Here is a 14,611-nt window from a genome sequence, read left to right on the forward strand (position 1 = left end):
GCGAGCAGCGAGGGGACGATCGAGGCGGTTGAGCAAGGACATGGCGAGGCGGTTGTCGTAGCGGTGGCGCTCGATCACTTCGCCGTCGGGCCTGGTGACGCGCTCGGTCTGGCCGGCGATCGCGCGGAGGAAGAGGGTTTCGGCGACGATCGGCCGCGCGACCAGCTTGGCGGCGTCCCAGCCGAGCGCGAACGCTGCGCCTGCCGCGCGGCGTCGCAGCGTGTAGGCGGCACCGGGCGAGAGGCCGACGCTGGCGCTGGCTTCGTCGACGGTGGCACCCTCGGCGATGCGTTCGAGGAAGCCGCGCTGGCGATCCGGGGTCCAGCCGTCGCTGCGCTGGGTGTAGCGGGTCGGGGTGGCCGGGATGTAGGCGCGCGGGGCGTTGTCGGCGCGCGCGGCGGGGTCGGCTTGCGCGGGTGCGGGGTGATCGGGGGCGGTTTGCGAGGGCGCTTCGGGTTCGACGCTTTGCTCGGTGGCTTGATCGAAGCCGGGCTCCTGGAGAGCGGCGGTCACTTGCGCATGGTCCGGGCGAGCGCGGTCCAGCGGTCGCGGTTGGCGGCGATCTCTGGCGAGACGGGGATGCGGGTGCCGATCCGGCCGGCGTCGACATGCGCTTGCCAGGCCATGACGTGGCGGACCGCGTCTGGGAAATAGTCGGGGATCGGGGGTTCGTACCGTGGCCGGGGTGCGGGGATCGCGCGCGTTGCGATGTAGCATGGGGGCGGGTCGGCCGGGGTGGGTGCGTTCGCCATGATCGATCCTCGTTGCGGAGAGGACCGATCAGGTATGCCGGATCGGGGTGTGTAGGACAGCGGTTTCGGGGGGGCCTCGTCCTGACGCCCCACCCTCGTCATCCTGACGAAAGTCAGGACCCAGGGTTACGGGGTATGGCGCTTTTGGCTCTGGGTCCTGACTTTCGTCAGGATGACGGAGAAGGGGGATGGAGGCTGGCGTCGGCAACGTGGGCTCGGCAACGGGGGCGTGACCGACTGGCGTGGCGCCCTCCCGCGTCATACCGGACTTGTTCCGGTATCCACCGTTCCGCACACCGCCGCGATCGAGTTCGGGGAACCGTGGACCCCGGAACCAGTCCGGGGTGACGTAGCGCGGGCGGTGGCGTCGGGATCAGTTTCGACCGTCGGGCTCTTCCGATCCCCCCCGCAAGGGGGAGGTGGCACCGCAGGTGACGGAGGGGGAGGATACGCAACGAAGGTAAACGCCCCCTCCCCCTCCGTCTGGCAAACGCCAGCCACCTCCCCCTTGCGGGGGAGGATCAGGAAGGTGCCTCAGCCGAGCGTCGAACCGCGATCCGCGGCGAACGACGGGGCCGGGCCGGTGGCGGGGCGGAGCGACTCGCGCTCGGCCTTGGTGGGGACCGCGGTGGGATCGGGGCGGAAGGCGTCCGGCGCGCGATCGGTCGCACCCGGGCGGGGCTTGTCGAGCGCGAGATCGGGCGCGGCATGCTCGGCGGGGTTGGCCTTCGAGCGCAGGAACACCGCCAGCAACGCGCCCCCAAGACCGATCGCCGCGGCCCCGATCGACAGCGCGTTGATGCCGAACGTCTTGGCGTTTGGCTTGGGGCTGGGGGCGGGTTTATGCGGGTGAACCTTGGTCATTCTTGCGATCCTTCTTCTTCGATCAAAACGGATCGAGCTAATGTGAGTTCCGTCAAACTCTACGCGACGGACAGGCTCATACTGCTGTCTTGCAGACCCCGCGTGATGATGTAGCGTGGAAAAAAAGGGGGGCGAATTGGCTACAGTTTTAACGGTAATGAATATGAAGGGCGGGGTTGGTAAAACTACGGTCGCATGTCATCTCGCCGCGCTCGCCGCGCGCGAACCGCTGGGCAGGCCTAGCGCATCAAGGGTTCTGTTGATCGATTACGACCCACAATATAACGCATCTCAAATGTTTTTGACGCATCGCACCTATTTTCGCCTTGAAGAGGAGTACAAGACAACCTTAGCAATACTAATGGATGATTCTACTGCCGTCGATCCGTTCGGAATTCAGCAAATTGGCTCATTTCCACCACCCCGCCATAGCGATATTACTCATAACGTTTTTGGTGGAGGCGAAAGTGTACTGGACATTATTCCCTCAACGCTAAAGCTAATGTATGTCGCGCTAGGTCAGCCCGGACGAAGCCTACCCCTAATGCGAGATAGATTCTCAAATTTTATCGCTCAAGCACGAAGTGCATACGATCTTATAATTCTAGACTGCCATCCCGCAGGATCAGTTTTTACACAAACATCACTTGGGGTATCTGATCACGTCTTAATACCAGTTAAGCCAGAGAGCTTTGCTGTTAGGGGGCTGGGACTAATGAGGCAATTTGTAGACGGACGTGGACCTGCAGAGCCAAAGGTGAAGTCTCACATCTTATTCAATATGACAGGGCCCAATCGGTCAACCGAAGAGAATTCAATCCGCCTCGATCCAAAGTATGGCCCATTATGCATGCGAAATACACTACGAAAAAGATCACACTTTACAAAAGCGAATGAAGGTAGAAATTTTGTTTGGGATCGGAAAGTTGCCAATCAACCAGCTGCTATGGACAATTTAAGACGAGTTTGCACTGAACTCGTTGGGAGGATCATGTAATGGATGAGGCAGAAGCAAACGTCGCCATCTTCAAGGCGTGCGCGAGCACAATTTTAGGCATGAATCTGACGCCAAATGAGGCGCGCGCTGGAGCGGCCGCCTTGCGGGCGGGCGATATTGGTCATCGCCTTGCTATGCTGCTCGACGGACTTGTACCTACTCCGTTCAACAATAAATCCGACACACATGGCCAACCAGCCGCTCCTAAAAAAAGCTTTTCAACTGGAAAATCTGTTAGGATTTCTGCGGAAAGCCAAGCGCGCGACACTCCAGCTAATCAGCTATTTGAAGATGTAAAACGCCGCAAGATAACAAAGGCGCAGCTATTTGAGCTTTTCCGGCAAGTGAGTCCTCCGGATTCGCATATTATAGACTCTGATCTTTCAATGCGCGAAGCACTTGTTCAATTCAAAAAAGGTTCAACGCCAGATGACTGGAACTTTTTAGTAGATATTATTCGAATGGGGGCCAATTTAGATCCATTTTTAAATAAAATGACCACCCGGTAGAATGACTCTCTCAGATACTCTGCGCTTAATTCAATGGCAGAATAGTGCGAATGGACTGATTTCTGAAGCTGCATCGGTTCAGACATTGGAACGAGGCTGTCGCCTCGTCTCCGTCTGGAACCACGAACTCAGTTTTCAGTACCATACCAACCCCGCCCTTTCTTTTTTACAAGAGATGAAAGCGTCACTGTCTTTTGTGCCCGCCTGCTTTGCGGTGGGACTTTACAAGCCCGCCGCGTCGAGCATGAGAGCCGCAGTTGAAAATGCGCTTTATTTTTCATACTTTTGTGACCACGAAATAGAATTACGCACTCTCATAAGAGATACGTCGTTCTATATGTCAAAAAGCGAGATCATAAAGTATCATGGGGCCCACACCCCATTTTTCAAAGACAAACAGGATCCTATTGGACTTTCCTCAGAATTGAATTCTTGGTATAGCGAAATATCAGCAATAATTCACGGGCAGATTCCCGGGGTATGGAGCTCAACGTCTCTCGGGAATACCACCCACAGTGTGAAACCGATGAAGGTTGCACTACGTGAATTTTCTAGAGTGATACAAATAATAAATTACACTTTTCTACTGACTACAGCCGAGGATGTGTGGGAAGGCATGAGTTCACCGGCTCGACAATACATTCTTAAAGGAATGTCCTCGACGCGAAAGCTATTGCTTAACCGATCGGTCGTTTAATGAACGACCGATCTCACCGCTTCTCCAGCAACGGCGCCAGATACTTCCCCGTAAAGCTTCCCTTGGCCTTCGCGACCTTCTCCGGCGTCCCCTCCGCGACAATTTCGCCGCCCTTGACGCCGCCTTCGGGGCCCAGGTCGAGGACCCAGTCGGCGGTCTTGATGACGTCGAGATTGTGTTCGATCACGACGACCGTGTTGCCTTGCTCGACCAGCGCGTGGAGGACTTCCAGCAATTTCCGCACGTCCTCGAAATGGAGGCCGGTGGTGGGTTCGTCTAGGATATACAGCGTGTTGCCGGTGGCGCGGCGCGAGAGTTCCTTGGCGAGCTTGACGCGTTGCGCTTCGCCGCCCGAGAGCGTCGTCGCCTGCTGGCCGACCTTGACGTAGCCGAGGCCGACCTCGACCAGCATCGCCATCTTGTCGCGGATCGGGGGGACCGCCTTGAAGAACTCGGCGGCGTCCTCGACCGTCATGTCGAGCACGTCGGCGATCGAATGGCCCTTGAACTTCACCTCGAGCGTCTCGCGATTGTAGCGCGCGCCGTGGCAGACGTCGCAGGTGACGTAGACGTCGGGGAGGAAGTGCATCTCGATCTTGAGCACGCCATCGCCCTGGCACGCCTCGCAGCGGCCGCCCTTGACGTTGAAGCTGAAGCGGCCGGGCTTGTAGCCGCGCGCCTGCGATTCCGGCAGGCCGGCGAACCAGTCGCGGATCTGCGTGAAGCTGCCGGTGTAGGTGGCGGGGTTGCTGCGCGGGGTGCGGCCGATCGGCGACTGATCGATGTCGATGACCTTGTCGAGATACTGGAGGCCGGTGATCTTGTCGTGCTTGCCCTGGACGATGCGCGCGCCGTTCAGCTCGCGTGCGGCGGCGGCGTAGAGCGTGTCGATCGTGAAGCTCGACTTGCCCGAGCCGGAGACGCCGGTGATGCAGGTGAAGGTGCCGAGCGGCAGGCTGGCGGTGACGCCGCGCAGATTGTTGGCGACCGCGTTGTGTACGGTGAGCTTCTTGCCGTTGCCTTTCCGTCGCGTGGTTGGGACCGGCACCTCGCGCGTGCCGTTGAGATAGTCGGCGGTGATGCTGCCCTTCGACTTGAGGATCTGCTTCAGCGTGCCCTGCGCGACGACCTGGCCGCCGCGGACGCCGGCGCCGGGGCCCATGTCGATGATGTAGTCGGCGGTGCGGATCGCGTCCTCGTCATGCTCGACGACGAGCACGGTGTTGCCGAGATCGCGCAGACGGCGGAGCGTCTTGAGGAGCATGTCGTTGTCGCGCTGGTGCAGGCCGATCGAGGGCTCGTCGAGGACGTAGAGCACGCCGGACAGGCCGCTGCCGATCTGCGACGCGAGGCGGATGCGCTGGCTTTCGCCGCCGCTGAGCGTGCCGGAGGTGCGGTCGAGGTTGAGGTAGTCTAGGCCGACATTGTTGAGGAAGCCCAGACGCTCGACGATCTCCTTGAGGATGCGTTCGGCGATCGCGTTCTGCTGGTCGCCGAGGTGCTGCGGCATGTCGGTGAAGAACTGGAGCGCGTCGACCACCGAGAGATGCGTGGCGTAGGAGATGTCCTTCATCGCGATCTTGACCGCGAGCGCTTCGGGTTTCAGGCGCGCGCCGCCGCAGACTTCGCACGGGGCGGCGGACTGGTACTTGCTGAGTTCCTCGCGCATCCAGGCGGAGTCGGTCTGGAGCATGCGGCGGTTGAGGTTGCCGATGACGCCCTCGAACGGCTTCGAGACGTCGTATTTCTTCTTGCCGTCGATGAAGGTGAGCGTGACGGGCTTGCCCTTCGAGCCGTGCAGGATGGTGCTCTGGACCTCCGGCGGGAGGTCGGACCAGGGCGTCTCGATGTCGAACTTGAATTCGCGCGCGAGGCTGCCGAGGACCTGCATGTAATAGGGCGACGGCGGGTTGGATTTCGCCCAGGGGACGACCGCCCCCTTCTTGATGCTGAGCATGTGGTTGGGGACGACGAGGTCTTCGTCGAACAGCAACTTCTCGCCGAGGCCGTCGCAGGCCGGGCATGCGCCTTGCGGGGCGTTGAACGAGAACAGGCGCGGCTCGATCTCGGAGATGGTAAAGCCGCTGACCGGGCACGCGAATTTTTCGGAGAAGACGATGCGGCCGTCGGGGGCGTTGTTGCCGAGGATTTCCGACTTGGGGGTGTGCGGCTCGACCGGGTCGGCGGGGTCGACATAGGCGAGGCCGTCGGCGAGTTTCAGCGCGGTTTCGAACGACTCCGCGAGGCGCGTGGCGATTTCGCCGCCCACGACGAGGCGGTCGACGACGACTTCGATGTCGTGCTTATACTTCTTGTCGAGCGCGGGAGCTTCGTCGATGTCGTGGATCTCGCCGTCGATCCGGACGCGCGCGAAGCCCGCCTTCTGCCACTCGGCGAGTTCCTTGCGGTACTCGCCTTTCCGGCCGCGGACGACGGGGGCGAGCAGGTACAGGCGCGTGCCCTCGGGGAGCGCCATGACGCGGTCGACCATCTGGCTGACGGTCTGCGCCGCGATGGGCTCGCCGGTCGCGGGCGAGTACGGGATGCCGACGCGCGCCCATAGGAGGCGCATGTAGTCGTAGATCTCGGTGACGGTGGCGACGGTCGAGCGCGGGTTGCGCGACGTCGTCTTCTGCTCGATCGAGATCGCGGGCGAGAGGCCCTCGATGTGGTCGACGTCGGGCTTCTGCATCAGTTCGAGGAACTGGCGGGCGTAGGCGGAGAGCGATTCGACGTAGCGGCGCTGGCCCTCGGCGTAGATCGTGTCGAACGCGAGTGAGGACTTGCCGGAACCCGACAGCCCGGTGATCACCGTGAGCGTGTCGCGGGGGATGTCGATGTCGACGTCCTTGAGGTTGTGCTCGCGCGCGCCGCGTACGGAAATCTTGGTCAGCATAAGGTGAGTTCTACTTCTGTTCTTGGCCGGATACCAGTGCGGGAGATAGGAACGGCAACGGGATTCCGCCAGCGCACCACGTCCGTCACGCGTTCGATGCCAAATCCCCGAAACGGACCTATCTCGCCGCTGTGATTGGCGGTGAATAGGGTATCCACGGGTCAACGCTCCACAGGGCGTCCAGTTCGTAGCGTGCCGCGTGTATTTTACCGGCCGATCCTCGACCCACCGCACACTCGACGCGGTCCTCGCCCGTTCGGCCCTACAGGGGCAGTATTTTCATGGCTGATCTGCGCACAGTCCTCGAAATCGTAGTGTCGCATCTGAACGGCATCGCCGATTATGGCTTTGCCTTCGACGGGCAACCCGTCGCGACGAGCGGCGGTAAAGGTATCTTCAAGGCCGTACCTGACCGCAAGAAATTGCTCGAATGGGTGATGATCGGTGATCCCGGTGCCACCATGAAGGTCGAAATCCTGCGCAACGGCGCGGCGATCTATACCCGCGATGCATCGACGATCCCGCCCCCACTCGGGAAGGCCTATGATGCTTTCCTGATCGACGTGCGCTGATGCTGCCGGTCCGGATGCGTGCGATCAATGCTCTCGCTTTCGCCATTGGCCTGGCGGGACATGGCGATGCCTGGGCACAGTCTTCGCCTCCCACACCCGCTGCGGCCGGCGCTAAACCGGCAGAGCCTGTCACGGCGCCGACGATGGCAGATTACCACCGCGCACTCGCCGCAGTTGAGCGCGCGGCGCAGGCGGCGACGCGAGCCGCCCGGGCTGCCGAGGCGGCGGCGCGGGACCTGCGCCTGATCGCCAGCGGCATGACGGCCGATGCATCGTCGGTAACGTCTGGGGCCGTGGGTAAGGTCGTGCCGGGGGCCGATGCGCCCGTCGTCACGGGAGCCAATGCGCAGGGCAAGCGATCGACAATTGGAAACATGATCGTCGATCATATCGCGGACAACAGGCTTCTGGCTGTGGAAGCGGTCGAATCCGGCTCCGCAAACGGGCCCAATGACCGCTTCCTGAAATCCAGCCCAACGCCCGATCTGCAATTCATCGCATCAAGCGAGGACAAGATCGCGAGCCTGTCCTGGACGCTCGACATCAGCGGTGTGCAGACCGGGAAGCGGCTGGCAGCCGATCATCTGACGATCACCGCCGCGAGCGATCTCGATTCGAGCCATGAAGCGAAGATATTAGGTTTGGACGGGTTTTCGGGCGGCACCGAGATCGCCCTATCCTATATCCATTATTCAACCGAGGCGGACTTGAATGGTACGGAAAAGCCAGAGGTCGAGCGTGCGCGGGAGAGTTGCCTGAACGCGAATGGCGACAAGGACGACGTGGCCCAGCTGTGCGATCCCTATAGCTTTCCGACCGGCGTATCGATGTTTGTCTTACGCTATTATCCGCAAGGGCTGCGCTCGATGATCAAGGCCGCGTTGCCCGGAAACATCGATTTTTATGGTGTGCGAGTGGCGGCGAGCCAGATCGATTTTACCTATCTCGATCGCGCCGCATTCACGACCCGCGACCAGTCGAGGCTGGGTTTCAAGGCCACCGCGTTTGGCGGTGTCCTACTCGGACTGGGCCAATCGGCGCTGACCGGGTCCTTCACCTATGGCCGCCGCTATGCCGAAAACGATCCGGTGACGCTCTGCCAACCGATCACGACACCACAGACGCAGTGCCTGACGAACGCGGACGGCGCACCGGTGCGGAAGGACAAGGCGATCGTCGCAGTCGAAGCGCGGCATGGCTTTGGCGCAGCGGTCGGACAGTTCGCGACGCTGGCGATCGCGCCGCAGGTCAGCGTCGATCTGAAGTCCAAGGCCTTTTCGCTGGACGTGCCCGTGTATTTCGTCGGCGACGGCACCGGCAAGCTGCGCGGCGGCGTACGCGGTGTCTATCTGAACCGTCGCGACGGCACCGGTGGCCGCGAAGACGATTTCACGCTTGGTCTGTTCGTCGGCGTCCCGTTCAGCGTGTTCGGGTCGTAACGCCCGATCGGATTTACTAATGAACGCCCTGCGCCCGCAATCGCAGGAGCATCGACGGAGCCGATCCGCTGAGCGCGTGTGTTGCACTCTAGGTCCGGTGTCTTATCTATATCAGACACAGCGTGAGAGACTGATATGGCAAAGACGAAGACAGCCAGGATTCCCAAGCGGATCGGCGGCGTGAAGATCCCGAAAGACCTTCGAAAGACGGGAAACACGCTGATCGAAAGCATGGCTAGTCCGGTAGGACGGGACATCGTTCTCGGCGTGCTGGCAAAGGGCGCCGGGCGTCAGGTCCTCGCCGCTGGGCTCATGGCGGCCGCCGCGGCGATCGCCAGCAAGGGTACGCGATCGACGGGAGAGCGGCCTGCTTCGCCAGGGTCGGACCAGGCATGTGGAGGCGGATCGCCGTCCCGGGCTGGATCGTCGCCCCCCGCCCCCGCCGCACCCGCAACTAGCGCGACCGAAGACATCGCTGCATCCGGTGCTGACAAGTCTTCTCCCGTACAGGGATCGGGCCATACTGACTCCGTCAAGCACGGATCGCCGGACCCGGAGCCTGCAGCAGCCGAACTAAATGCAGGATCCGGCCCGTTCGCAGGCGACACCCCCGAACCGCCCCGCAGCGATGCACCTGCGCTGTCGCCCGAGATGGCAAAGGTCCTCGACAGCGTCGCTGGTGGACTCGAACGGCTTTTTGCCGGGTTCGCAAGCCGGGCAGGCGCCAAGCCGGACAAGGAAACGCCCTCTTCCGGCTGACCGTAGCCCATCCTACGGCCCAATAATGCCGGCGTCGTCACGATCGGGGTGGGGCCTGGTCAAGCCTCAGTATCGTCAAGCGGCCTTCTCGTACCCGATCGATGTGCGACGATCCGCGCGTTTGGCACGATACATTGCCGCGTCGGCGCGTGAGATCAGGTCGGCAATCTGGCCAGCCCAGACGCCGTCGACGGTGCCGATACTGACACCTATCAAACCCGCCGCCGGTGCATCACGTTGCATAGCCAAGGCAAACTCCGCGGCGATGGCATCGCCCAGCATGATGGCCTGATCGACAGCGGTATCGGGCAGCAGGCAGACGAACTCGTCTCCACCCCATCGAACCAGATGACCGTTCCGACCGAGCGCCGTCCTCGCAATGTCTGCCAACGTGCACAACGCCGCGTCGCCTGCGGCATGGCCCAGCGTATCGTTCAATGCTTTGAACCGATCGATATCCAACATCATGACTGCGAGCGGTGTCTGCGGGTCAAACGTCCGACTGACGCGGTCGAGGCCTACGCGATTGAGTGCACCGGTAAGCTGATCGCGCTCCATCTGGTCACGCAGGGCCGTCTGGCCGCGCTCCGCTTGCAGGATCAGCAGCGAGAAGGTGCGGAAGATGATGAAGGCGATCTGGCCCGCGGCGAGCCAGGCGCCAAGACCGTTGTGCATGCCGGTCAGTTGCGTGCCGATCCGGTCGTGATAGGCGAGCCAGGCGCGGCCGAGAAAGAGCGGCACGGTGATCGCGAACAGAGCCGCCACGATCCAGCCGGTCTGGAGCGATTCACGCCGCGCCAGCCGGAGTGCAGCAATGACGACGACCACGTCGAAGCTCGCGCGAACGACGCTGAGATAGGCGACGCGGAGGTGAAAATGTGCGGGATCGTCACTAAACACCAAGGGTACGGCCAAAATGGCGGCAATTCCCAAAAGCGGCGTCAGGCGAGCCTCGGGCCGAGCGAACCGGAGCACGGCACCGGCGATCAGCGCATACCCGATCACCGCGGCGGGATTGCCGGTATTCGGCGCCCAGGCGATGCCGATACTGTCGTTCAGTACCGCCATCATCGTGCCGAACCCGACGACGAGATGGCCTGCGCCCCATAGCAGCGCCCATGTGCCGAACCGCCCCGTCGCCACCGGCACGAGGTGGACGAACCCCGCCACCAGCATGCCAAGCGCGGCAACCACGTAAAGGGTAGTGAGATCGAGCGCCACGGACACCTGCTTGTTCGTTCGTTAGGCGGCTAATAGGCTGGCTTTGCTAAGGATTCGTTTGGGTTGGGTGGAACGGCGGACGTTTAGAGATTGGGGGTTGGAGTGTTCGGGGGGTGCGCGGGGTGCGCGCGCGGTATGGCTTGGGCGAGAGGTCGTTAGCGCGACGCGCCTCGTCAGGCATACGCCCTCCGCTTTCGCCGCGCTTTCCTCCCCCGTCATCCCGGCGAACGCCGGGACCCATGGTAGCGGACCAGGTCTTGGCAGCACGGTATCGCCAGGTTCGCCGTAACCGGGGGTTCCCAGCGTTCGCCGAGACGACGGATGGGGGGGTGTGCGAGGCGCGTTCGGCGTCGTGATAGGCCGGGCCAATCATGGTCTACCCGAGCTCGCGTCCCCTTTTAATCGGGCTTCCCCATTCATCACTCCTTCCGTCAACCCGGCAGACGCCGGGACCCATGGTCGCGAACAGGGTCATGGCAGCACGGTATCGCCGGGTTCGCCGTAACCGTGGGTCCCGGCGTTCGCCGGGATGACGGATTGGGGGTGGGTGTCGGATGGGTTTTGAGGAACGTACGGGGCTTCGCGCAAACTGCCATTCAATCCCGAGCCACCTTTTCCCCTTGCTCTGTAGACGCAGAAAGGGCGCCAGTGGATTACCACCGACGCCCTTTCAAAATTCAGTTTGGGCTTTGCTTGGCCGGACAGGGGCAAAGCCCCTGTCGTCGGACGGCGCTGGAGCGCCGCCGGCCGGGCAAGCCCTTTAGATCATATCTAGCACTTGCTAGATGTGAATGGGCTTGCCTTGCACCGCCATGGCGGCTTCCTTGATCGCCTCGGCATGCGTCGGATGCGCATGACAGGTGTAGGCGATGTCCTCGCTGGTCGCGCCGAATTCCATCGCGATGGCGGCTTCGGCGATCAGCGTGCCCGCGAGGCTCGAGACGATCCAGACGCCGAGGACGCGGTCGGTCTTGGCGTCGGCGATGATCTTCACGAAACCGTCGGTGTCGCGGTTGGTCTTGGCGCGGCTGTTCGCGGCGAACGGGAACTTGCCGACCTTGATCTCGGTCTTTTCCTTCGCCGCCTCTTCGGTGAGGCCGACGCCGGCGATCTCGGGCATCGTGTAGACGACGCTCGGGATGACGTCCTCGTTGACGATGCCGGTCTGGCCGGCAATGTTTTCCGCGACCGCGACGCCCTCGTCCTCGGCCTTGTGCGCGAGCATCAGGCCGGGGATGCAGTCGCCGATCGCCCAGACTCCGTCGACCTTGGTGCGGAACGAATGGTCGGTCTCGATCTGGCCGCGCTTGTTGAGTTCGAGGCCGATGGCCTCGAGGTTGAGGCCGTCGACGTTCGCTTTCCGCCCGATCGAGACGAGCACCGCATCGGCGGTCAGCGTCTCGGATGCGCCACCCGCGGCGGGCTCGACGGTGACGGTCGCGACGCCGTTGTCGACGGTCACGCCGGTGACCTTGGTCGAGAGCTTGAGCTCCATGCCCTGCTTCTTGAAGAGCTTGGCGGTCTCGCGGCGGACTTCGCCGTCGAAGCCGGGGAGGATCTGGTCGACGAACTCGACGACCGTGACCTTCGCGCCGAGGCGACGCCAGACGCTGCCGAGCTCGAGACCGATCACGCCGCCGCCGATGACGACCATGTGCTCGGGGACCTTCGGAATCTCGAGCGCGCCGGTGCTGTCGACGACGGTCTTCTGGTCGACCTCGACGCCGGGGAGCGGCATGACGCTCGAACCGGTGGCGATGACGATGTTCTTCGCGGTGACCTTCTGGCCGTTCACGTCGACGGTATGCGCGTCCTGGAACGCGGCCTTGCCCTTGAGCCAGGTGACCTTGTTCTTCTTGAACAGGAATTCGACGCCGCCGGTCAGTTCCTTGACGGCCTTGGCCTTCTCGGCGTGCATCTGGTCGAGGTTCAGCGTGACGCCCTGGAAGTCGATGCCGAACTTCGTCATGTGGCCGCCCTTGGCCTCCTCGTAGATCTCGGACGCGTGGAGCAGCGCCTTCGACGGGATGCAGCCGACGTTGAGGCAGGTGCCGCCGAGCGTCTCGCGGGACTCGGCACAAGCGGTGCGCAGGCCGAGCTGCGCTGCACGGATCGCTGCGACGTAACCGCCGGGGCCCGCACCGATCACGAGGACGTCATAGTCGTAGTCAGCCATGCCTCAACTCACCTTTTAACTTATTGCGCTTCGCCGCAACGAGATCGCGCGTGAACCCGAGTGCAGCTTGCAACTGTGCCCGAGTGATATGGGAATAATCCGCGAGATAGCTATCGATCGAACCACCATACTCGATGAACTCCAGGAGGTGATCGACGTACATTCGGGTGCCGGCGATGCGAACCTTGCCGAAGCAAACATCTGGGTCGGTCACGATGATACCGTCCCGTGGCGTTCGATCTGGTGCCGTCATCTCGACCTCCGTTTGCCCCCGGTACTTTCCGTCATCCTGGGCTCGACCCAGGATCCAGAGCAACGAGCGGTTCCGTCCGTTACTCTGGATCCTGACTTTCGTCAGGATGACGGTTTAAGTCATGCGATACCTTTGGTGTACCTTCTTTTCGTTCAGAACGTACCGTCGTTCATCGACCTCAGAGGTCGATCAGGATGCGCGTCGGATCCTCGATCGCGTTCTTGAGCGCCACCAGGAACGTCACGGCTTCGCGGCCGTCGATCAGGCGGTGGTCGTAGCTGAGCGCGAGGTACATCATCGGGCGGATGACGATCTGGCCGTTGACGACGACCGGGCGCTCCTCGATGCGGTGGAGGCCCAGCACGGCCGACTGCGGCGGGTTGATGATCGGGGTCGACATCAGCGAACCGAACACGCCGCCGTTGGAGATCGTGAAGGTGCCGCCCTTCATCTCGTCCATCTTGAGCGCGCCTTCCTTGGCGCGCTTGCCGAAGTCGCCGATCGTCTTCTCGATCGTCGCGACCGACATCTGGTCGGCATCGCGGATCACCGGGACGACGAGGCCGCCGGGCGACGAGACCGCGACCGAGATGTCGGCATAGTCGTGATAGACGATGTCGTCGCCGTCGATCGATGCGTTGACCGACGGGATGTCGCGCAGCGCCATCGTCGCGGCCTTCACGAAGAAGCCCATGAAGCCCAACCGGACGCCGTGCTTCTTCTCGAACAGGTCCTTGTACTTGGCGCGCGCCTCGATCACCGCGGTCATGTCGACGTCGTTGAACGTCGTCAGCATGGCGGCGGTGTTCTGCGCTTCCTTGAGGCGCTTGGCGATCGTCTGGCGGAGGCGCGTCATGCGCACGCGCTCTTCGCCGCGGCCCGAAGCGGCGGCGGGGGCTGCTGCCGGAGCGGGGGCTGCGGCCGGAGCAGGTGCGGGCTTGCTCGATGCAGCCGCGGTCACGTCTTCCTTGGTGATGCGACCGTCGCGGCCGGTGCCCTTGACGGTGCCGGGATCGACGCCGTGCTCGAGGACCGCGCGGCGGACCGACGGGGAAAGCGCGGCGGGCGAGTCGCTGGTGCCGGCGCCGGGCTGGTCGCCGTAACCTGCGCCGGACTCGTCCTTGGCGGGTGCGGACGGCGTCGCGGTCGCGGCTGGCTCGGGCGCCTTTGCGGTAGCGGGGGCGGGCGCAGCTGCGGCGCCGTCACCGGAGTCGATCGTGGCGAGCATCGCGCCGACCTGCACGGTGTCGCCGACGGCGACCGCGTGCTGGCCCATGACGCCGGCGACCGGCGACGGGACCTCGACCGAGACCTTGTCGGTCTCGAGGCTGGCGATCGGCTCGTCGACCGCGACGGGCTCGCCGGGCTGCTTCAGCCATTCGCCGAGGGTGGCTTCGGTGATCGATTCACCCAGGACGGGGACGGTGACTTCGGTTGCCATGTTTACTTCTACCTTTTGTGCTCCTGCGGACGCAG

Annotated in this window: 12 protein-coding genes; 6 read left to right on the plus strand and 6 right to left on the minus strand. The window is 62.7% G+C overall.

The annotated features are described in order from the left end of the window. Nucleotides 1-63 precede the first annotated feature (63 nt). Complete coding sequence (locus tag U1763_RS13225; protein ID WP_332755566.1) at nucleotides 64-654, plus strand: hypothetical protein; 591 nt, start codon at nucleotides 64-66, stop codon at nucleotides 652-654. 632 nt (nucleotides 655-1,286) lie between these two features. Here U1763_RS13225 and U1763_RS13230 read toward each other — a convergent pair. Beyond that, a complete protein-coding gene (locus U1763_RS13230; protein ID WP_332755567.1) occupies nucleotides 1,287-1,616 on the minus strand; it encodes a hypothetical protein in 330 nt (109 codons plus the stop codon). Between the two features lie 115 nt (nucleotides 1,617-1,731). Here U1763_RS13230 and U1763_RS13235 point away from each other — a divergent pair, with 115 nt between their 5' ends. After that, nucleotides 1,732-2,613: a ParA family protein gene (locus U1763_RS13235; protein WP_332755568.1), complete on the plus strand. Its 882-nt coding sequence runs from the start codon at nucleotides 1,732-1,734 to the stop codon at nucleotides 2,611-2,613. Further along, nucleotides 2,613-3,122: a hypothetical protein gene (locus tag U1763_RS13240; RefSeq protein ID WP_332755569.1), complete on the plus strand. Its 510-nt coding sequence runs from the start codon at nucleotides 2,613-2,615 to the stop codon at nucleotides 3,120-3,122. The genes U1763_RS13235 and U1763_RS13240 overlap by 1 nt, the downstream gene beginning before the upstream one ends. Nucleotides 3,123-3,832: 710 nt before the next feature. Here the strand turns inward: U1763_RS13240 and uvrA are convergent. Then, nucleotides 3,833-6,715: an excinuclease ABC subunit UvrA gene (gene uvrA, locus U1763_RS13245; RefSeq protein ID WP_332755570.1), complete on the minus strand. Its 2,883-nt coding sequence runs from the start codon at nucleotides 6,713-6,715 to the stop codon at nucleotides 3,833-3,835. 281 nt (nucleotides 6,716-6,996) lie between these two features. On the opposite strand from uvrA, the gene U1763_RS13250 reads away from it, so the two are divergent. The 3 genes from U1763_RS13250 to U1763_RS13260 all read left to right on the plus strand — a co-directional run bounded on the left by U1763_RS13250 (nucleotide 6,997) and on the right by U1763_RS13260 (nucleotide 9,485). Beyond that, a complete protein-coding gene (locus U1763_RS13250; RefSeq protein WP_332755571.1) occupies nucleotides 6,997-7,287 on the plus strand; it encodes a hypothetical protein in 291 nt (96 codons plus the stop codon). A gap of 143 nt (nucleotides 7,288-7,430) precedes the next feature. Further along, complete coding sequence (locus U1763_RS13255) at nucleotides 7,431-8,726, plus strand: hypothetical protein (protein ID WP_332755572.1); 1,296 nt, start codon at nucleotides 7,431-7,433, stop codon at nucleotides 8,724-8,726. 135 nt (nucleotides 8,727-8,861) lie between these two features. After that, the gene (locus tag U1763_RS13260) at nucleotides 8,862-9,485 is read left to right on the plus strand and encodes a hypothetical protein (protein WP_332755573.1); all 624 of its coding nucleotides are present in this window, start codon (nucleotides 8,862-8,864) and stop codon (nucleotides 9,483-9,485) included. Nucleotides 9,486-9,560: 75 nt separating this feature from the next. On the opposite strand, the gene U1763_RS13265 is transcribed toward U1763_RS13260, so the two are convergent. The 4 genes from U1763_RS13265 to odhB all read right to left on the minus strand — a co-directional run bounded on the left by U1763_RS13265 (nucleotide 9,561) and on the right by odhB (nucleotide 14,576). Then, a complete protein-coding gene (locus U1763_RS13265; RefSeq protein WP_332755574.1) occupies nucleotides 9,561-10,706 on the minus strand; it encodes a GGDEF domain-containing protein in 1,146 nt (381 codons plus the stop codon). Between the two features lie 781 nt (nucleotides 10,707-11,487). Continuing rightward, entirely contained in the window at nucleotides 11,488-12,882 is a 1,395-nt protein-coding gene (lpdA, locus tag U1763_RS13270) for a dihydrolipoyl dehydrogenase (RefSeq protein ID WP_332755575.1), read from the minus strand. Next, nucleotides 12,875-13,135, minus strand: coding sequence for a DUF433 domain-containing protein (locus U1763_RS13275; RefSeq protein WP_332755576.1), 261 nt, complete (start codon nucleotides 13,133-13,135; stop codon nucleotides 12,875-12,877). Before U1763_RS13275 ends, lpdA begins: the two co-directional genes overlap by 8 nt. A 178-nt stretch (nucleotides 13,136-13,313) precedes the next feature. Continuing rightward, nucleotides 13,314-14,576: a 2-oxoglutarate dehydrogenase complex dihydrolipoyllysine-residue succinyltransferase gene (odhB, locus tag U1763_RS13280; protein WP_332755577.1), complete on the minus strand. Its 1,263-nt coding sequence runs from the start codon at nucleotides 14,574-14,576 to the stop codon at nucleotides 13,314-13,316. Nucleotides 14,577-14,611 lie beyond the last annotated feature (35 nt).

Origin of the sequence: Sphingomonas sorbitolis (assembly GCF_036663875.1) — a bacterium.
Classification (GTDB): Bacteria; Pseudomonadota; Alphaproteobacteria; order Sphingomonadales; family Sphingomonadaceae; genus Sphingomonas.